Raw genomic sequence first — 18,636 nt, 5'->3', positions numbered from 1 at the left:
TAAGAACGAAAAAAATACTGTCTCAAAACTTGCCCTTCTCCAACTCGTCCCAATCCTTTGCCCCACAAGGTATCAACCCAATTTCTAGGATAAAAATTCATGTCCTTTCATGTCAGGTCACTAGGGAGAAAAAACTGGTTCATTTGTGAACGAAACGAGATAAAAATAAGAGGAAAGATAAAGGGCGAACCCCAGGGGAAAAGCTTGGGGTTCAGCTTGAGGGAAAAGCGTGAAAATCCTTGACAGGCTTGGGTTCTTGCTTGAGAAAACATAAGAAAAGGCTTGAGAAAGTTCTTAATAAAAAGAGAAAAAGACTGGGGAGTTGGTTGGGTAAAGCATCAACCAGCATCCAGTCTTTGGTGGTTTAGAGACAGTTGTTTTTATTCAGGGACAATTATTTGGGGATTGGACAGGAATTGTTTAATGTTTACCTCCCCGCTGGCGCATCCCCTCAAACAACAAAATTGTGGCCGCCATCGCTGCATTCAGCGATTCCGCCCGGCCAGCCATCGGGATGATGATGCTCTTGTCCACGAGCTGCGCGGTCTGTGGCGAGATGCCCTTGCCTTCGCTACCAATCAACAGCCACTGGCTGCCATGAAAATCGTGGCTGTAGCACGATTCTTCGCCTTGCAGCGAAGTGCTCACCAGCAGCGCCCCCCGCTCGCGCGCTTGCGGCAGGATCTCTGCGAGATCTCCCTCTATAATCGGGAGATGGAACATTGAGCCCATCGTAGACCGGATGGTCTTCGGATTATACAGGTCGGCGCAGCCTTGACCCAGTATCACCCCATCCGCACCAGCGGCATCGGCGCTGCGGATAATGGTACCGACGTTGCCAGGGTCCTGCACGCCGTCAAGGACCACTACGAAGCTATCCTTCACAGACAGGATAGCTTCCGCCCCGTGCCCTTCCTTCCGCACGATGGCGAACACCGGCTGCGGTGTATTAGTGCTGCTGCATTTGGCGATGACCGCAGCCGATACACCGACCACTTCCATGCCTTGCACAGCCTGAAGGTGATCCTTCAGCTCGGCTGGCATTCCCTTATCGAGGTCAAAGGCCAGAATCTCCACATCGGCCTCAGCCAGCAGTGCCTCTTGTACCAGATGAACGCCCTCAACGATATATTTATGAGCCTTGTCACGGTGCTTTTTTTCCTGCAGACCGGCCCATTCTTTTACCCGCGTATTTTGCGGAGACATGATTTCCATAAGGTCTTCCTTTCTTTTTCGAATCAACAACGAAATTAGTGATAGGCGCTTAATTGGATCGCTACGGGCTCGAAGGATCCTTATGGTCGCTGTTAAAGCCCGATTTCTTAAACACAAGAGAAATTAGAAGTTGAAATCGGGCTTTAAAGGCAAACACTTCCGTTTCCCCAGTACCCCAGGGCTTTGATAACGGGAAAATATACCGTTAATTTTTCACTTTCAAGGTTTTGATCATAAATAACGGGAATTTATCCTGTTAATCCACCTCTTCCATCCCTTAATTGGGCAGAATAAGGTGATTAACAGGATTTTTTCCAGTTATTTTTAGAAAAGAAGCGGATTTAATGAAAATAACATGAGAAATTCCCGTTATTCCAATGCCCTATTGAGTGAAGTTGAGCTTTTCAGCCCATTTTTCATCTTGGATAGATGAAATCCCAGTAAACCAAGGAGGCGTTTTGGTTCTAAAGCCCCCACGCCTCCAGCTCCTCTACAAATAAGCCATTTCCAGCTTCGCCAAATTATCTTTCCGGCCAACGATAACAAGAATATCGCCTTCAGCCAAACGATCCTCCGCACGAGGAGAGATATTCATTTCCTCACCCTTGCGGATTGCCATGACGTTACAGCCATATTTTGCTCGGATGTCGAGCTCCAGCAGGTTTTTGCCCAGCATCGGCCCGGATACCTTCATATCCAGAATGCTGTAATCCGGCGATAGCTCAATATAATCCAGAATGTTCGGGGAAGCCAGATGATGCGCCACACGCATCCCCATATCCCGCTCCGGATAAATGACCTTGTCCGCGCCAATCTTGCTCAGCACCTTACCGTGCAGCTCGCTTTTCGCTTTGACCAGAATCGCCGGAACCCCCAGATCCTTCAGGATCAATGTGGTCAAAATGCTGGACTGGATATCCTCCCCGATCGCGACTACAACCACATCAAAATTACGAATGCCGAGCGCACGCAGCGCCTCTTCGTCGGTGGAATCCGCGGTTACCGCATGGGTCACGATGGTCGATATTTCCTGCGTCCGCTGCTCGTCCGCATCAATTGCCAGCACATCAAACCCCATGCCGCTAAGCGCCTTGGCTACACTTGAGCCGAAACGCCCCATGCCGATAATGGCATATTGTTTTTTGGTCATATCCATGTACCTCCCGTTGCTGTCTGCATCTCCCCACAGTATAGCATAAGGCCTTAAAAACTTGAATTTTCAGCTCCCAGACAGGGCACATTATATCCTGTAACCCTTTGCTCAATTATTAAGGAGGTTGTATGATGCCAATTACACTTGATTTGCGGCAGGCGGTTATTCATAAAGTGCATGGGCAGTCCGAAGGTGATCTCCGCAGCATGATCGAAGGCTCTATCGACGGTCCTGAAGCTGCGCTTCCCGGCCTCGGTGTGATGTTCGAGATCACTTGGAAGCACCTCGACGCTGCCAAGCAAGATAAGGTCATCGAGCTGCTGCACGAAAATCTCAAGTCGATGACTCCCGGATCTCTGACCACTTCCTGATCTGGAGTGCCATCAGCCAAAAACCTCCGCAACATCAGGATGCTAGCCAGCAACCTGAGCGCGGAGGTTTTTCATCAATATCACAGCAGATGATTATGGGAAATACAATTTCTTGCTAAAAGTTAAGGGGCGGTCTCCAAGAACTTCGCTGTCGGATTCTTTTCCATAGCTGTACGCATCGCATACTCATTCTCGAACAACACCACGTAGTTACCCTTCTTGTCTTTGACCAGCGTCGAGTTAATCCGGAATTTACTTGGGTCCGGCTCATTCTCGTCCACGATCCAGCGAGCGAACTGATAAGTCATCCGCTGCAGCTGTACATCCACGCCATACTCACCCTTCATACGGTAATCGAACACCTCGAACTGCAGTTGTCCAACTACGCCCAGAATGATATCGTCGAAGCTAACCGTACGGAACACTTGAATCATGCCCTCTTCGGTCAATTGGTCGACACCCTTCTGGAACTGCTTCGATTTAAGGGCATTCTTAATACTTACCTTGGCAAAAATCTCCGGTGAGAACGTTGGCAGCTCATCGAACTCAATGTCACCAGCTTGGCTCAGCGAATCCCCGATTCGGAAAATCCCGGGATCGAACAAACCTATGATATCACCCGGATAGGCTTCTTCGACAATATCACGGTCTTGTGCTAAAAATTGCTGCGGCTGGGACAACTTGATATCCTTGCCTGCCCGCACATGCTTCACGCTCATGCCACGCTCAAACTTGCCAGACACAATACGCAGGAAGGCAATCCGGTCACGGTGAGCCGGGTTCATATTGGCTTGAATTTTGAATACATAACCCGTGAACTTCTCGCTCGTTGGATCGACGGTACCCGCATTACTACGGCGTGGTTCCGGCTTTGGTGCGAGCTCAAGGAAGTTATCCAGGAAGGTCTGTACCCCGAAATTGTTGATCGCACTACCGAAGAATACAGGTGTAAGTTCTCCCCGCAATACTTTCTCATAGTCAAAAGCGTCGCCCGCTATATCCAGCAGCTCCAGATCCTGGCACAATTGATCATGCAAATATTCTCCGGCCATTTCGCGAATAATCGGATCACGGTAACTCTCAACCTTCTGTACCTTGATCACAGAGTGATCATCGCCTTGGAACAGCTCCACCTGATTCTTCATCCGGTCATATACTCCGCATAGCTCACGTCCGGAACCGATCGGCCAGTTCATCGGCACAGAACGGATACCCAGCACTTGCTCCAGCTCTTCCATAAGGTCAAACGGACTGCGGCCTTCACGGTCCAGCTTATTGATGAAGGTAAAGATCGGAATGCCACGTTTGGCGCAGACTTGGAACAGCTTGATCGTCTGTGCCTCCACACCCTTCGCCACGTCCATCAGCATGACCGCGCTATCTGCTGCCGTTAGGGTACGATAGGTGTCCTCACTGAAATCCTGGTGACCAGGGGTATCCAGAATGTTCACCCGATGATCCATATAATCAAATTGCATAACAGAGGAAGTAACGGAAATCCCCCGCTGCTTCTCGATTTCCATCCAGTCACTCGTCGCATGTTTGCTGGCCTTCCGTGCTTTAACCGTTCCTGCCAGCCGGATCGCGCCGCCGAACAACAGCAGCTTCTCCGTTAAAGTCGTTTTACCGGCATCCGGGTGGGAAATAATCGCAAACGTTCTGCGCTTATCCACTTCCTTCTGCAGATCCTGATTCGTAGCTTTACTCATTGCACATATCCCTTCATATATAAAATTCATGGTGCTTTTTCAATTGCCCCAGGTTTGCATCAAATCGGTGATTTGCTCATTTTACATTTCCCTTCACTTGGAGAATTAATGAAATGCAAGCATCCTTTAAAGTATAACAAAATCGGGTAGAGATTATCTACATAAAAGCCCTCTTTGTAAAAAGAAACGACTAGTTTAGCCTTCAAACAAAGGACAAGCATCCGTTTCTTGTAAAATATACGTCTGATGTCTTGCACCCAAGCGATTACTCCTGTTATTCAAGTAGAAATGGCTTTGCCGTCCGCTAAGGGACGATATCCGTTTCAGCGAGAAATATAAGGATGATATATAGTGTGAAACATATAATTCTTATATTTTCAAAAAAATCTCCCTGCGGGCTTCCGCAGGGAGATTTATACACATATGTGCAGCTACGTAGCTTAGTTATTCAGCCGCCACACTACATTGTCTTCTTCTTGGCCGTTCACCGGCCACCAGTGGAATCCTTCCTGTTCCAGCAGTTGATCCGCTTCGACAGGGCCCCATGAGCCTGCTGGGTAGGAGGCCAGTTCGCTGGACTCTTCCTTCCAAGCCTTGGCGATACGGTCCACGAACGACCACGCCGACGATACTTCGTCCCAGCGCGTAAAGTAAGTGGAATCGCCGCGAGCTGCATCATGCAGCAGACGCTCATAAGCTTCTGGTGAGTTGATACCCACCATACAGCTTTGGCAGAAATCCATTGCCAGTGGCTGAATTTCGGATTCCGAGCCCGGTTTTTTGGCATTGATCTTCACATAGATGCCTTCCATCGGGTTTACACGGATTACGAGCAGGTTTGGTTCCAGTTTATGCTTTTGACCCAGATAGACGTTGGTCGGCATACCCTTGAACTCTACAACCACTTCCGTCGTCTTCACCGGAAGGCGTTTGCCTGTACGGATATAGAACGGAACTCCAGCCCAGCGGAAGTTGTCCACGAATACACGGGCAGCGAAATACGTTTCCGTCTTGGACTCCGGATCTACCTTATCTTCCTGACGGTATGCCGGCAGGGTCTTACCTTTATGCGAGCCTTCTGTGTACTGGCCACGCACAACGTTCTCACGTACCTCTTCGGAGTTAGCGTAAGGACGGAGTGAACGGAGTACCTTGACCTTCTCGTCACGGATATCCTCAGCCAGCAAGCGGCTAGGTGGCTCCATGGCAATCATGGTCAGGAGTTGCAATATGTGATTCTGCCCCATATCCCGCAGAGCGCCGGCATGATCATAGTATCCGCCGCGCTCTTCGACACCCACGGTCTCACCGAGTGTGATCTGGATATTGGCAATATGCTTGTTGTTCCAAAGTGGTTCAAAAAAGGCATTCGCAAAACGGATCACTTCAATGTTCTGCACCATTTCCTTACCGAGATAATGGTCGATCCGGTAGATCTCTTCTTCCTTGAAGACCTGACGAATCTGCTCATTAAGTTGCTCTGCTGATTCCAGATCATATCCAAACGGCTTCTCGATGACAAGGCGATTCCAGCCTCTGCTATCCAGCATACCGCCGGCTTTCAAGTTGTTAGACACGCTGCCGAACAGCTCAGGTGCAAGCGCGAGGTAGAAAATTCGGTTGCCCGGAATTTCAAACTTGCCTTCAAGCACTTCTGTCTGGGCACTCAGCTCGCGGAACCCGTCAATATTATTGATGTCCAGAGATTTGTATTCAAAATGCTGGACGAAGCCGTTCCATTCGCTCTCGTCTTCTGCCTGGTAACGGCAGAATTCACCGATCGATTCTTTCACGTCTTCTCTGAATTCATCTTGAGTACGCGGACGACGCGCCACGCCGATTACCGCAAAATCATGTGCCAGCTTGCCTTCACGGTACAAACTGTAAATAGCCGGGAACAGCTTACGCCGGGCTAAGTCTCCGGTAGCCCCAAAGATAAAAAATACAGCACCGGGTGTACGCAGTGCATCAAGGGTTTGATTTTCAGCCATGGCTCCTCATCTCTCTGTATGTAATTTAGTTGACAATCATTCTCAACGCCGGATACATGCATTAACACTTTAACGGCGTGATGCCATTTTATCATATTCCGAAAAAGGATGCTATCACATTCCTGACAATTACCCTCGGGATATCGACAAAAGCGATCACCTTTTCTTATTATGGACTATAATTCAACTTATATGATGTCGTTCTTAATATTCTATCGTAATCAGGGGAAAACCGATGGTTATTCTGTTCTCATTGTTGATACCATCTCTATGGACAGCCGCCTGCATACCCAAGTTGTGACTGCCGCTGACGACAAAGCGTTGCAACCCGGGCACCTTGTAAGAACGACTGTAGGTAGCTTCGTCTTCGTAACTCTCTGCTTCAGCCAGCCCCGCAACCCGGGTAGCAAAGTTCTTTTCAGTCACTATTAACGCCTCTTTAGGCTCCCCTTGCTCTTTGGCCGTCCCTTGCAGGGAAGCATTCCATTCAGCGTCAATCCCACTCTTCAGCATGAGTTTACCCACCTGTATAGCTTTATTCTGCCAATCTCCTGCCTTAATCAAATCTGCTGTCTCCAAAGTCGCTATCACATAGCTGTGGCCCTCACCCAGCTCACTCCAGAAGAGCGAAATCGAAGTATCCTCTGTCAGCGAGGACGTAGCACGGTAGATCAGATGTCCATGTTCTTCAACAGCAGTAGGAATGTTTAGCCCAAGGTCTTCGGCCAGCTCCACAGCAGTAAGAGGACCTGCGGCACGGACGTCATCCCCCTCACTGTACTCACCTTGCCATTTCAGAACAAGACGAATAGGGGTGCCAGGTTGCGTAGCCTGCTGGCCTAGCAATGATAATAGAGAAAGAGACTCTTCCATGCCGCTAACTCCGCCAATGTCTCTTGCATCAGCGCCTTCAACAGCAGCGCGTACTGAGGCCACTTCCTTAAGCGGTTGAGCCTCCGCTTCATTAATGAATCCTGCCACCAGGATCGCCGCAAAACTCAAACATAGCACCAACAGTGTCGCTTTCCCTGCTCCCTTGTTCCCGTTCCCCATCGTCCATCTTCCTCTCCATCCGGTCTAGCAATCTACTAAACAGGATGGCCGGGGATGAGAGATTTTAAACCTGAATCCATTTCATAATTCGGATTTCATTCCGAATAGGTACAATATCAAGTTATACCTAAACCATGTACAACTTGATATCGATGATTAGACGCTCACTTATGGATTTATGAAATTGATTCACCTGTAATAAAAAAACCTGCGGATTACTCCGCAAGTCCGTTTTTATATGCATAAATGGCCGCCTGGGTGCGGTCCTCCACATCCAGCTTGGCGAGAATATTCGTCACATGGAATTTCACAGTCTTGATTCCAATAATAAGCTGGTCGGCGATATCCTGATTGGATTTACCCTGAGCCAGCAGACGTAGCACTTCCATCTCACGTTCCGTCAGCTCTTTATACGCCGGTGCTTCTACTTTCGCATCGTTGCGGAAGCGATTCATCATCTTGGAAGCCACCTGGGATTCCAAGACAGACTGTCCCCGGGCCGCAGCGCGGATAGCATCCGCGACTTCAGTGGCCCGTGAGGTTTTGAGCAGATAGCTGAAGGCTCCTGCCTCGATTACAGGGTACATTTTTTCATCATCCAAATAGCTGGTGAGTACAATGACTTTACAATCGGGAAATGTCTTCATCAACTGCCTCGTCGTTTCAATACCGTCCATACCGTCCATGACAAGATCCATCAACACAACATCAGGATTATATTCATGGGCAAGGCGTATGCCTTCCTCCCCGCTTCCTGCTTCTCCCACTACTTCAATACCGTCTTCGGTACCCAGGACCGCAGCCAATCCGATCCGGACCATCTCATGATCATCGACTAGCAGTACCTTGATGGATGTCTCCATTTCCTCCATTGCTACCCTTCCCTCCTATTCATTGACTACCGGTACAGTAATCTCAATGCGTGTTCCTTTGCCCGGCGCGGTGATGAACTGAATGGAACCTCCAGTCTCTATAATACGCTCCTGCATATTCGACAGACCATAAGAGGTCTGCTTGTTCTCATCCAACTCAAAGCCCACACCATCATCTCGCAGCGTTAACCGCACCGTATCTCCGCGGCGGTGTAATCGAATCTCCATCTTGGAAGCTTTGGCATGCCGCAGCGTGTTGGAGATGGCTTCCTGCACAATGCGGAACAAATGGTTCTCGATCCCCTTCATCAGATGCACATCAGGGTCCATCTCGAACACAATCTCGATGGGCATTTTCTCTTGCAGCTCACGGACTAGCTCCCGCAGGCCCTGCTCCAATCCCTTGCCCTCCAGATATACTGGCCTTAAGTGCAGCAGCAAAGCCCGCATTTCCGACTGGGCCACTGCCGACATCTCTTCGATCAAGGCAATCTGACGCTGAGCTTTATCAAAATCCTTCTCAAGCGTACGACCCACCGCAGTAGCCGTCATAGAGATGGCAAAAAGCTGCTGCGAAACCGCATCATGCAGCTCCCGTGCAAGCCGCTGCCGCTCCTCGATAATCGCTGAGACACGCGCTTGCTCGGCAAGCTGCGCATTGTTGGTGGACAGCCGCTGGAGGGTGTTCACCTGATTTTCCCATTTGACGCTGATCCGGCTCAGCTGTTCACCGAGCCTGCCGAGTTCATCGTCGCCAAGTTGCGGCATGGACAGCGTCAGGTTGCCTTTTTCCCACAGGACCAAGGTCTCCCGAAGGCGCTCAAGCTTACGCTTCACGCGAAAACCTTGATAGAACCCGAAGCCCATACCGAAACCTACAGGGAGCAGAACCATCGTAATCGCCGTTCGTACCCCAACCGTCCAATTCTCGAACGGCTTCAAATAACCATATGTATACATGATATACAGAATAACGAGCAGCATGACAAGGGAGAACAGAGCCCCCTCACCCATGCTGCGCGAAATCATATTCGTGTTCTTCTTTCCCACCCGGGGGCCCCCTTCCTTATGATCAAGACAATCTGATATCCAAATCCCCTATTAAATAGGATACGTTAAATTTCACTTTATGTTCGCTGGTCTCATAATTGGGTGATTTCCAGTTCAGCCGGTTGAGCATGCCCGTATCCCGCTGAAGGCCAAGGTCTATCGATCCGAACAGGACAAAGGCCTCAATCTCCACCCCATAGCCTTCTGACAGATGAAGGTCAATATCGCCGAAAATCCCGTGAAAGAGCATGATCGTCTCCCGGTCATCCGCCATAGCAAGAGAAAGATCCAGATCCGCCTCTCCCAGCACATGCCAGGCACTAAGACTCTGCATCACCCAAGGCACACGATCCCATTCAAATCTGGAGGAAAAGTTTTGCTTCTGCATAAACCTTGTCTGGTGCTGGAGCTTCTTGGATTTTCTAAAAAAGATGACCAGCGAGATCAGGCATATGCCGAGCACCAATACCAGATGATCCAGTAGCAGCATGACCGCGCCGATGCCAAGCAAGGTATAGCCTTGCTTCACTTTGCCTGTCGTCGTGCGGTAAATACCCAGCAGCAGGAACAGGAGGGCCACAATGGAGAAAAAGCCAATCCATCTGCCAAATATCATTATACAGCCAACGCCGATGAGACCTATGGCAATCAAACGGCTCCGCTTATCCATTTTTGCACCTCCTAAAAGTTTTGCGAAGCAAAACTATATATTGAACTTAAGATATTAACATAAGGATCGGCGTCGTTCCGGTGAAGCTTGGACTTCCGGTCGCTGTTGTCTCCAGATTTCTTCTATTTAACCGCTTGTAGCGGTTGAAATCCGGAGACAAAGGCGATCGCTAGCGCTCCTACAGTTCCAATCTTCCCCTCCACTCCTTCTCCCCTTTTCGTTTCTTTCTTTAGTTCAACTTATATAGCTTCGTAAGCATAGACTTAAGTTTTGCGAAGCAAAACTAATTGAATAAAAAGATCCTCCAGAGTACCTTCAAAGTGTAAATAAAGGCATTTTTGTACCTTAAATTGGCTGTAACTGAGGATCAGCATCGATTAAGGGCAATTTTGTACGTTAATTTTTCTGATTTACCGGTTACAGCGGATTTTCCAGAAAATAAGGTACAAAAATGCTCTTATTTGCTCATTTCCCCCGACAATGAGGAATATAAGGTACAAAAATGCTCTTAATTACAAATACCATGCCAAAAATCGTACGATTCATTATCTAAATCTTATATCTAATCTTGAATTCACGTTAACCGATAAATAATAATTGGATTTGCGAAGCACAGCTCATTATTGCTAATAGTAGTGTTCTCCCTCTAAAGTAGCTAGACCAACATCCGCTGTACTTCCCGCATCCCCTGATCCGCCCGCCTAGCTGCAAAATAATTCTAATTGCATCGGGAATTAAAGCCTGCAAAGCCTTCTGCCAGTAACCAAATTTCTGTAAGCGGATAACCGCTACAAAAGCCATACCGGTATGGGGACTCCATACCGTATGGCTTTTCCTAGTTCAGCATATCATATCAGCCTATATTTGGGGAACAGGCTTTAATCTTCTTTTTTGCTGATGGAAGGCGCCGAGGATGGGCCATTCAGCTTGTTTTTAAGTGCGGCGAGTTGCTCTTCAACCTTCAGTTGCTTCTCAGCGTCAACCGGACTGTAGGCTGTAGAAGGACTGTATGGTGCACGCAGGACATCTGCTTCCGCTTCGAGCTGCATGATCTTCTCTTCCATGCGGTGGAATCCAAGGGATGCGCTGCCGCTCTCGATGGAATGCACACTGCTGATTTGCGACATTTGCTTCTTGGCTTTAGCCATTTGGGCACGGGATACCAGTTCATTGCGTTTGTTACGCAGCTTGTAGAACTCATCCTTCATGTCATGCAACTGACGTACAAGGTCTTTGGCTTGAACTTCAGCTTGACCGTGAAGCTGGCTGTACTCGGCTTCTTTTTGATCGAAGTAGATTTTTTCTTCCAACAGCTTGCGGGCCACTTCCTCTTGGCCGTTCTTCAGCGCCAGTTCAGCTTGGGCTCCGCGTTGTGCGGACATTTTAGCGGCTTCTTCTACACGTTGTTTCATGCGGCGCTCATTGGCCATTTGTTTGGCAACCGTTACTTCCGCTTCGTGAATCTCAGCCTCCATATCGCGCAGGTATTGATTGAGCATTACGATTGGGTCCTCTACCTTATCCAACAAGTCGTTTACCGACGCCTTAGTCATATCCTTAATTCTTTGAAATACTCCCATGATTACACTTCTCCCTTCTCATATTTAGACAGTTTTTGTTTAAGCTCTTCCACTTCTTTTTGCAGGGCTTTCTTCTCAATATCCTTCATCATGGCATCCAGGCCGGAGTCTGGAGCAGAATACGCTTGGTTTTTTTCAAAATTAGGGTTGTAGCTCGACTGACTTCCGTAGTGGCCGTATCCGCCGTTCCCGCCATTTCCACCTTGGCCTCCATGACCACCATATCCTCCATGTCCGTGCGGGCCATGTTCCGGTCTGCCGGAGTGTGGTCCGCCGTATGGACCTCCGAATGGGCCACCAGGACCGAATGGACTCTGGTAATGCTCTTTCGGAATGATCAGTGCAGCGATGATATATACCGGAATGACCGTTCCGCCTGTGAACGGAATGCTGATCAGCAGCAGAATTCGGAATAAAGTGGAGTCAATACCTATGGTTTCCGATAAACCGCCGGCTAGCCCGGTTACGACTTTGTCTCTTCTTGAACGATACAATCGGGTCATAGTACTACTCCTTTCCGTCATTGTTCAGCTTCTCCTTTAAGCGGGCCATTTCCCTTTCGAGCACAGTGGCTACCGTCTCACCGGCTTGCACTGCATATTCCTGACCCATGCGCCGGAGATCACGCAGGCTTTTAGCTTCCAGCTCCCAATCATTCAACCGGTCATCCAGACGTCCGAACATCTTGGGAACATCACCGCCATTGCCATAAGCACTGGCTCTTTGGTTCATCCGTTGCTGCAAGCGCAGTGACTCCATTCGTGCGGAATAATATTGACGTTTGCTATATACGGTCTGATATTCCAGTTTCAATTCATTCAGCTGCGCTTCAAGCTCATACAGGGATTCCTTGCTTTGCTCCAAAAGTCCGCTGTATTGCTCCAGCTTTTCTTCGTGAATAATCTTTTCCTGCAAAGCGAGCTTCGCGAGGTGGTCCTCACCGGCTTTGAGTGCCAGAAGTGCTTGTTCCTCACGTTTGTCCCTCATGCCAGTCGCCTGATTTACCTGATTCTGCAGTTGCTTCGTGTGCGAGGCATATTGCTGGTAAAGTCTTTCCGCTTCGCTGATTTCCTCCCGTGTTGAATGTAGAAATTGATCGATCAGCTTCACGGGATCCTGGCTTTGCTCCAGACGTTCATTTAAGTTAGCTACAGTGATATCTCTCATGCGGCGAAAAACACTCATGATTTCCTGCTCCCTCCCTGCTTATATTCATTAAGTAAATTTATTTATTAGTAGGTACCAGATCTCTTTCCCTTCAATACCGAGATGCCCCAGACTACCAAAGCGATTCCCAGAAGCGGTCCAATGATCCAGGAAAGCTTCGCGATCAGGGACATGACACCGACGAACAATACTACCCAACCAATAAGCTTGTGACCTCTCTTGATTCCGTAGTACCCGAGAACAACCAGCAATACCGGGAACAATAATCTGAATATCCCGTGAATCAGAGGAAGCGCAATTCCCATCAGCATGAGGGCACCAATTACGATCAGTACAATCGCCAGCCCGTTTCCTTGTCTTCTTTGCATTTTTTCTCACCGCCTTTCGTTCTCCTTAACCTTATGCTCTTATTCTAGGGCAATCTGCGTTCTTTCAAAACAGACCGGGGACGGTTTTTGGTACTGGACCTTAGTCGGGGAAGGTATGGGACTGCAGGCTGTTAGAGGGCTGGACAGGCTTAAAAGTGCGCTCATTTACGCGGAAAAATGCGGGTTTAGGCCAATTTTACAGCTTCACAAGAAAATTATGGAAAGATATAATTAATCATCTACTTCTTGTCCATTGGATTAATCTCAGGCACTCAAAGGGGAATAAAAATGACCACGTTATTGATCGTTGAGGACGACCTCAGTCTGAACAAGGGAATTGCGCTGACGCTCTCCCGAAGCGGATTTATCATCAAACAGGCTTATGATATAGCAACAGCGGAAGCCATCATGGCTTCCGCCAGTATTGATCTGCTTATTCTGGATATTAATCTGCCCGATGGAAGCGGGCTGGACTTTTGCGAGAGCATTCGCATGGTATCCGAAGTGCCGATTATCTTTTTAACCGCCAATGATCTGGAGCCTGATATTGTCACCGGATTTGAGCTCGGAGGAGACGATTACATCACCAAGCCGTTCAGCTTAATGATCCTGCGTGCCAGAGTGCTTGCTGTACTGAGAAGAACAGCCCCCGGCAAAGAAGAACAAATAACAATGGGTCCACTATCCTTCGATTTTGGAAAGCTGCAATATTATAAGCACAATCAGCCGTTGAGTCTGAGCAGAACGGAGCAAAAGCTGCTGAAGGTGCTGGTCGCTAACCCCGGGAACATTTTGACGAGGGAACAGCTGATCAATAGAATCTGGAGCGAGGACGCCGACTTCGTGGACGAGAACGCGCTGACTGTAGCGATTAAGCGACTGCGGAGCAAGATTGAAGATGATCCCTCCTCTCCTTTTTATATTAAAACTGTTTATGGTCTGGGCTATATGTGGATGAAAGGACAGACTCCAGGATGAAGAAATACGTGCTGCAGAGCAAAGTGATCTACCTCCTTTTCTTCGTTCTCTTCATTATCATCGTATCCGTCTATACAGGCATCCTTCTCTCGTTCTATGGGATGAATCTTAAGCTCTTATATGTCTCTCTCCTGTTCATGGTGTTAATAATTCTCTTGGGTGCTGCCTGGGTGTGGTTCCTGAAGCATCAATTCACTGCTCATATCCAAAAGGTGGACGATATTGTCGACGGGGCCATTCATGGGCGGGACCAGCTAACACTATATGAAGAGACTTCGTTATCTTCGCTGGAACATAAACTAATCCGATACATAGAGACCTCTAAAGCAAGCGAACAGAATATGGCTGCCGAGAAGAACATCATCAAGGAGTTGCTCTCTGACATTTCTCATCAAACCAAAACCCCACTCTCCAACATTATGGTCTACAGCCAGCTTCTTGAGGAGACGCCCCTACTAGCTGCAGAGCCGCGGCATTTCGCCAGCCAAATCAAAACACAGTCAGCCAAGCTGGATTGGCTTATTCAATCGCTGATCAAAATGTCCCGGCTGGAGTCGGGCATGATTGCCCTTCATCCAGAAGTTAATGGCATCCTTTCGTCCATCACCGCAGCGGTAGCGCAAGTGTACAATCATGCAGAAAGTAAAAGGATCACTATCAGCATTAACTGTGATTCCGGGATTGCAGCCCGCCACGATACGAAGTGGACAAGCGAAGCGCTGTTCAATCTGCTGGAGAACGCCGTAAAGTACACAGCACTTGAAGGGAAAATTCATGTGTCAGCCGAGAGCAACGAGATGTTCACAGTGATCGAGATTTTAGATACAGGCAGTGGCATCAACCCTGTGGATATACCTCATATTTTTAAGCGCTTCTACCGTGGTAAAAATGCCCGGGATGCAGAGGGTGTAGGGATCGGATTATTTTTAGCGGGGGAAATTATCTCCGCACAGGGCGGCTACATCAAGGTGAGTTCTACTCCAGGCCAAGGCACAACGTTCTCCATCTTCCTTCCCCATAGGTGAATGTGTCAGAACCGACAGTTTCCAGTCACGGTCCTGTCAGATTTGTTTGCTACTCTCTAGAGAGTGAACACCTTTACTTAACTTGGGAGGAATAAGCATGCCGATTTTAAGAATGGAGCATCTGAAGAAGCATTATGGCAAGGGTGAAAATACAGTTAAAGCGCTGGACGGTATATCTCTCACCGTAGAAAAAGGCGAGTTCCTCGCCATTGTAGGCACCAGCGGCAGCGGCAAAAGCACGCTCCTGCATATGCTGGGCGGTCTGGATCGGGCTACAGAGGGCAAAGTCTATGTGGACGGTCATGATCTTTTTGCCATGAACGATGAGAAACTGACGATTTTCAGGCGCAGATCGGTAGGCTTCGTATTCCAGAGCTATAACCTGGTGCCTATTCTGAACGTACGGGAGAATATTGTGTTGCCGATTGAGCTCGACGGGGGCCGTGTAGATGAACCTTATTTTGATCTGGTTGTCCGTACGTTGGGTTTACAAGCGAAACTTCAGCAACTCCCCTCTCAACTGTCAGGTGGACAGCAGCAGCGAGTGGCCATTGCCAGAGCATTAGCGACCAAACCGTCAATCATTCTGGCGGACGAGCCGACAGGCAATCTGGATAGCAAGACCAGTCAGGAAGTGCTGATTCTGTTGAAGCAGATGAGTGAGAAATTTAACCAGACTATTGTGATGATCACGCATAACGAGCAAATTGCCCAGACAGCGGATCGAATTGTACGGATTGAGGATGGTATGATCGCCTCCGGTTCTACGGGAAATCCAGAGGTGAGCAACGTATGATCGTCACGAATAACCGCAAAGTGATCTCCCGCTTGGCCCGAAAAAGCCTGCAAGCCAACCCTGCACGCAATTGGGCTATCATCTGTGCCATCGTGTTGACGACGATTTTGATTACGGCCGTGTTCACCATGGCCCTCAGCATCAATGAATCAATTGAACGCGCACAGATGCAGACCACCGGCGGTGATTTTCATGGAGGCTTTAAATATTTAAATCCTGCTGAACTGGAGCAGCTTCGTATACATCCTTCTATTAAAGAGTATGGAGTATCTCTTAAGGTGGGTGAAGTTAGCAGCCCTCTTTTCAAAAATAACCGTGTTGAGGTGCTGCATGTTGACGACAGCTATGCCAAGCATACCTTTGTCGATTTTATAGAGGGTGGACTGCCGTCAGGCGAGAACGAGATTGTCTTGAACACCTGGGAGCTGGACATGCTTGGGGCGAAACATCAATTGGGTGCAGTGGTGCGGCTAGACATTGATACCGATGAGAAGGTCATTAGCCAGAGCTTCACAGTCTCAGGATACTACGAAACAGATAAGAATCTGGCGATGTCCGGATTGGCTTTCGTATCCAAAGCTTTTACGGACAAAAACATTTCCGGAATTGATCCTGACCACAATGAAGCAACTGGTTCTTATGTTAACACATCCGATCTGGGCGTCATGCTGGACAACTCATTCCATATCGAAGAGAAGATCAAGGGGATCTTAGCTGACACTGGATTAAAAGTAGAATATGGTGTGAATCCGGCGTATGCCAGTGTATCTCTTTTTGACAATCTCTTGAATACCATTCCTTATATCATAGTTATTCTGATCACCATGCTCAGTGGTTATTTGCTGATTTACAATATCTTTTATATTTCCGTAGTGCGTGATGTGAAATTTTACGGACTCCTGAAGACCATAGGCACCACACCCCGGCAACTCAGAAAAATAATTCACACTCAGGCCCATTGGCTCTATCTGGTCTCCCTACCGTTCGGGCTTGGACTTGGCTACCTATTAGGCCGCCTGATCACACCCATGGGCAATAGCTTTTCAAGCAGCTCTGTCGGTACCGTATATTCTTCAAGTCCTTGGATATTTGTAGGAGCAGCCGTCTTCTCCTATCTAACGGTACGGATTGCGTCAAGCAAGCCAGGCCGAATGGCCTCGCGTATTTCTCCAGTAGAAGCTGTGAAATTTGCCGGAATCAACAGTGGTAGAAAGACTAGGACCAAGAAGTCCAAACATGGAGCGAAGCTGCATCATATGGCTTTCTCTAATTTGTTCAGAAGTAAAAAGAAATTAGGGTTGATGCTCTCTTCACTCTTTCTCAGCATCGTCTTGTTTAGCACGATTTTCACGGTAATCTCTTCGCTGGATGTGAACAAATATCTGGCAACCTTTATATCCGGTGATTTGCTTGTTCAGAATGAAGTATTGACCAGCATCACAGGTGGACGTAATGGTGATCCCTATAGACTTACGGAAGAATTCTCTGATCAGCTTGGTAGCATTGACGGCGTTGAATCCGTGGATAAAGTTTATTACAGGTATCAGCGTATTCCTTTTGATGATATCTCCCGTGCTGTGCTAGAGCCGCTGGCTGTTGGTGCTGTCCCTGATTCCCCTATCGCTTGGACGATGAAGACCGGGAAGATACCTGTTGATTTGTACGGAATAGACCCGGGTTGGTATACGCTGGTAGATAACGATATTATCGCAGGCGAATTTGACCAGATGAAGTTCGATTCCGGAAAATATATACTAATTTCAACCGCCTCGCTTCAGGATGATTCCGAAGTGAATACCTATTACCATCCAGGAGATATCCTATCCTTCCCGGCTCTCGGCAAAAGCTACGAAGTGATGACCTTATTAAAGCAGGAAGGTATTTATGCAGCCACAACAAAACATTATTCTGCGTATGGCTTCAACGCCTTTCTACCGTCTTCGGAGTTGCAGGAGGAACCCCTTGCGGACAGCGACCCGGCTATGATCGTTTCCGCCACACTTCATGTCGATCCAGCCAAACTCGACAGCGTGAAGCAAGCAGCCAAAACGATCGTCCAGCCTGCTGATGAGCTGAGCTTAAAATCAAGAGAGGATTACAAAGCCGAGCTTGGCGGATTCATCACTATTTTCAAAACGATAGGATATGGTCTCAGCTTCGTCATCGCTCTGATCGGCGTCCTGAATTATATTAATACCGTGCTTACAGGTGTCCTCTCGCGTAGAAACGAGTTTGCCGTTCTGGAGAGCATCGGCATGACTAAAAAGCAGCTTAAGCGCGTTCTCATTTATGAAGGACTGTACAACGTGCTGTTCACTGTACTTATAACCTCAACATTAGGTGTACTGCTGACCCATACCGTTGCTAAAAGCATTACCAATGCTATGGCCTTTACTGTATTTAGAATGAGCTGGCTGCCCTTTATACTCACCGTGCCGGTGCTGCTAATCATCGCTTACACAGTAACCCTGAGAGCATATAAGACATTATCCCAAGCTACTATTGTGGAGCGGCTGCGCGAAGCTGAGTAAGAGGTCGGGACAACAGCGTCCTATAGTTCTGTTCCACACAAAAGGGCCAACCTGGAATACACCGGGCTGGCCCTTTTTCATATCATCTTTTTCACATCATCTTTTTA

16 protein-coding genes and 1 pseudogene are annotated in these 18,636 nt (G+C 48.2%); 5 read left to right on the top strand and 12 right to left on the bottom strand.

Features of this window, described 5'->3' with window-relative positions; translation table 11 throughout:
• Positions 1-420 precede the first annotated feature (420 nt).
• Together ACFRAM_RS21255 and ACFRAM_RS21250 are read right to left on the bottom strand one after the other, a co-directional pair.
• Complete coding sequence (locus ACFRAM_RS21255; RefSeq protein ID WP_379467827.1) at positions 421-1,215, bottom strand: TrmH family RNA methyltransferase; 795 nt, start codon at positions 1,213-1,215, stop codon at positions 421-423.
• A gap of 490 nt (positions 1,216-1,705) precedes the next feature.
• Positions 1,706-2,404: a potassium channel family protein gene (locus ACFRAM_RS21250; RefSeq protein ID WP_379468031.1), complete on the bottom strand. Its 699-nt coding sequence runs from the start codon at positions 2,402-2,404 to the stop codon at positions 1,706-1,708.
• A 95-nt stretch (positions 2,405-2,499) separates the two neighbouring features.
• Between ACFRAM_RS21250 and ACFRAM_RS21245 the strand changes: the two genes are divergently transcribed.
• A complete protein-coding gene (locus tag ACFRAM_RS21245; protein ID WP_379468029.1) occupies positions 2,500-2,739 on the top strand; it encodes a small acid-soluble spore protein SspI in 240 nt (79 codons plus the stop codon).
• A gap of 122 nt (positions 2,740-2,861) precedes the next feature.
• On the opposite strand, the gene ACFRAM_RS21240 is transcribed toward ACFRAM_RS21245, so the two are convergent.
• The 10 genes and pseudogenes from ACFRAM_RS21240 to ACFRAM_RS21195 form a co-directional block, all read right to left on the bottom strand.
• Positions 2,862-4,448, bottom strand: a complete 1,587-nt coding sequence (locus tag ACFRAM_RS21240; protein WP_379467825.1) for a peptide chain release factor 3 — start codon at positions 4,446-4,448, stop codon at positions 2,862-2,864.
• Positions 4,449-4,888: 440 nt separating this feature from the next.
• Positions 4,889-6,439: a glucose-6-phosphate dehydrogenase gene (gene zwf / locus ACFRAM_RS21235; RefSeq protein WP_379467823.1), complete on the bottom strand. Its 1,551-nt coding sequence runs from the start codon at positions 6,437-6,439 to the stop codon at positions 4,889-4,891.
• A gap of 204 nt (positions 6,440-6,643) precedes the next feature.
• Positions 6,644-7,492 (bottom strand): YwmB family TATA-box binding protein, encoded by an 849-nt coding sequence (locus tag ACFRAM_RS21230; protein ID WP_379467821.1) that lies wholly within the window; start codon positions 7,490-7,492, stop codon positions 6,644-6,646.
• Between the two features lie 215 nt (positions 7,493-7,707).
• Positions 7,708-8,355, bottom strand: a complete 648-nt coding sequence (locus ACFRAM_RS21225; protein WP_175369894.1) for a response regulator — start codon at positions 8,353-8,355, stop codon at positions 7,708-7,710.
• Positions 8,321-9,393 (bottom strand): annotated as a pseudogene (locus ACFRAM_RS21220) (sensor histidine kinase). Before ACFRAM_RS21220 ends, ACFRAM_RS21225 begins: the two are co-directional and overlap by 35 nt.
• Before the next feature lie 43 nt (positions 9,394-9,436).
• Entirely contained in the window at positions 9,437-10,084 is a 648-nt protein-coding gene (gene liaF / locus ACFRAM_RS21215) for a cell wall-active antibiotics response protein LiaF (protein WP_066376095.1), read from the bottom strand.
• A gap of 878 nt (positions 10,085-10,962) precedes the next feature.
• Positions 10,963-11,664 carry a PspA/IM30 family protein gene (locus ACFRAM_RS21210; protein ID WP_066376094.1) on the bottom strand — a complete coding sequence of 234 codons (702 nt, stop codon included), beginning with the start codon at positions 11,662-11,664 and terminating at the stop codon, positions 10,963-10,965.
• 2 nt (positions 11,665-11,666) lie between these two features.
• Positions 11,667-12,167, bottom strand: coding sequence for a PspC domain-containing protein (locus tag ACFRAM_RS21205; RefSeq protein ID WP_175369896.1), 501 nt, complete (start codon positions 12,165-12,167; stop codon positions 11,667-11,669).
• 4 nt (positions 12,168-12,171) lie between these two features.
• On the bottom strand, positions 12,172-12,849 hold the full coding sequence (locus tag ACFRAM_RS21200; RefSeq protein ID WP_175369872.1) for a PspA/IM30 family protein: 678 nt from the start codon (positions 12,847-12,849) through the stop codon (positions 12,172-12,174).
• Positions 12,850-12,896: 47 nt separating this feature from the next.
• Positions 12,897-13,199, bottom strand: a complete 303-nt coding sequence (locus ACFRAM_RS21195; RefSeq protein WP_066376085.1) for a hypothetical protein — start codon at positions 13,197-13,199, stop codon at positions 12,897-12,899.
• A gap of 288 nt (positions 13,200-13,487) precedes the next feature.
• Between ACFRAM_RS21195 and ACFRAM_RS21190 the strand changes: the two genes are divergently transcribed.
• The 4 genes from ACFRAM_RS21190 to ACFRAM_RS21175 all read left to right on the top strand — a co-directional run bounded on the left by ACFRAM_RS21190 (position 13,488) and on the right by ACFRAM_RS21175 (position 18,529).
• Positions 13,488-14,177, top strand: coding sequence for a response regulator transcription factor (locus ACFRAM_RS21190; RefSeq protein WP_379467817.1), 690 nt, complete (start codon positions 13,488-13,490; stop codon positions 14,175-14,177).
• Complete coding sequence (locus ACFRAM_RS21185; RefSeq protein WP_379467815.1) at positions 14,174-15,202, top strand: sensor histidine kinase; 1,029 nt, start codon at positions 14,174-14,176, stop codon at positions 15,200-15,202. The genes ACFRAM_RS21190 and ACFRAM_RS21185 overlap by 4 nt, the downstream gene beginning before the upstream one ends.
• Before the next feature lie 97 nt (positions 15,203-15,299).
• The gene (locus tag ACFRAM_RS21180) at positions 15,300-15,998 is read left to right on the top strand and encodes an ABC transporter ATP-binding protein (protein ID WP_379467813.1); all 699 of its coding nucleotides are present in this window, start codon (positions 15,300-15,302) and stop codon (positions 15,996-15,998) included.
• Positions 15,995-18,529 carry an FtsX-like permease family protein gene (locus ACFRAM_RS21175; protein ID WP_379467811.1) on the top strand — a complete coding sequence of 845 codons (2,535 nt, stop codon included), beginning with the start codon at positions 15,995-15,997 and terminating at the stop codon, positions 18,527-18,529. The genes ACFRAM_RS21180 and ACFRAM_RS21175 overlap by 4 nt, the downstream gene beginning before the upstream one ends.
• The last annotated feature ends 107 nt before the right edge of the window (positions 18,530-18,636 follow it).

It is taken from the genome of Paenibacillus sp. NPDC056722 (genome assembly GCF_042790635.1).
Lineage (GTDB): Bacteria > Bacillota > Bacilli > Paenibacillales > Paenibacillaceae > Paenibacillus_AQ > Paenibacillus_AQ agri.
The sequence above is the reverse complement of the archived record's forward strand: the minus strand, read 5'-3'. Positions and strand labels throughout refer to the sequence as shown.

Bases quoted from the DNA above. Each gene is read 5' to 3' on its own strand.
- ACFRAM_RS21240 (WP_379467825.1), bottom strand. From the start codon at position 4,448: ATGAGTAAAGCTACGAATCAGGATCTGCAGAAGGAAGTGGATAAGCGC.
- ACFRAM_RS21210 (WP_066376094.1), bottom strand. From the start codon at position 11,664: ATGGGAGTATTTCAAAGAATTAAGGATATGACTAAGGCGTCGGTAAAC.
- ACFRAM_RS21175 (WP_379467811.1), top strand. From the start codon at position 15,995: ATGATCGTCACGAATAACCGCAAAGTGATCTCCCGCTTGGCCCGAAAA.
- ACFRAM_RS21225 (WP_175369894.1), bottom strand. From the start codon at position 8,355: ATGGAGACATCCATCAAGGTACTGCTAGTCGATGATCATGAGATGGTC.
- ACFRAM_RS21195 (WP_066376085.1), bottom strand. From the start codon at position 13,199: ATGCAAAGAAGACAAGGAAACGGGCTGGCGATTGTACTGATCGTAATT.
- liaF (WP_066376095.1), bottom strand. From the start codon at position 10,084: ATGGATAAGCGGAGCCGTTTGATTGCCATAGGTCTCATCGGCGTTGGC.
- zwf (WP_379467823.1), bottom strand. From the start codon at position 6,439: ATGGCTGAAAATCAAACCCTTGATGCACTGCGTACACCCGGTGCTGTA.
- ACFRAM_RS21190 (WP_379467817.1), top strand. From the start codon at position 13,488: ATGACCACGTTATTGATCGTTGAGGACGACCTCAGTCTGAACAAGGGA.
- ACFRAM_RS21245 (WP_379468029.1), top strand. From the start codon at position 2,500: ATGCCAATTACACTTGATTTGCGGCAGGCGGTTATTCATAAAGTGCAT.
- ACFRAM_RS21200 (WP_175369872.1), bottom strand. From the start codon at position 12,849: ATGAGTGTTTTTCGCCGCATGAGAGATATCACTGTAGCTAACTTAAAT.
- ACFRAM_RS21185 (WP_379467815.1), top strand. From the start codon at position 14,174: ATGAAGAAATACGTGCTGCAGAGCAAAGTGATCTACCTCCTTTTCTTC.
- ACFRAM_RS21205 (WP_175369896.1), bottom strand. From the start codon at position 12,167: ATGACCCGATTGTATCGTTCAAGAAGAGACAAAGTCGTAACCGGGCTA.
- ACFRAM_RS21230 (WP_379467821.1), bottom strand. From the start codon at position 7,492: ATGGGGAACGGGAACAAGGGAGCAGGGAAAGCGACACTGTTGGTGCTA.
- ACFRAM_RS21180 (WP_379467813.1), top strand. From the start codon at position 15,300: ATGCCGATTTTAAGAATGGAGCATCTGAAGAAGCATTATGGCAAGGGT.
- ACFRAM_RS21255 (WP_379467827.1), bottom strand. From the start codon at position 1,215: ATGGAAATCATGTCTCCGCAAAATACGCGGGTAAAAGAATGGGCCGGT.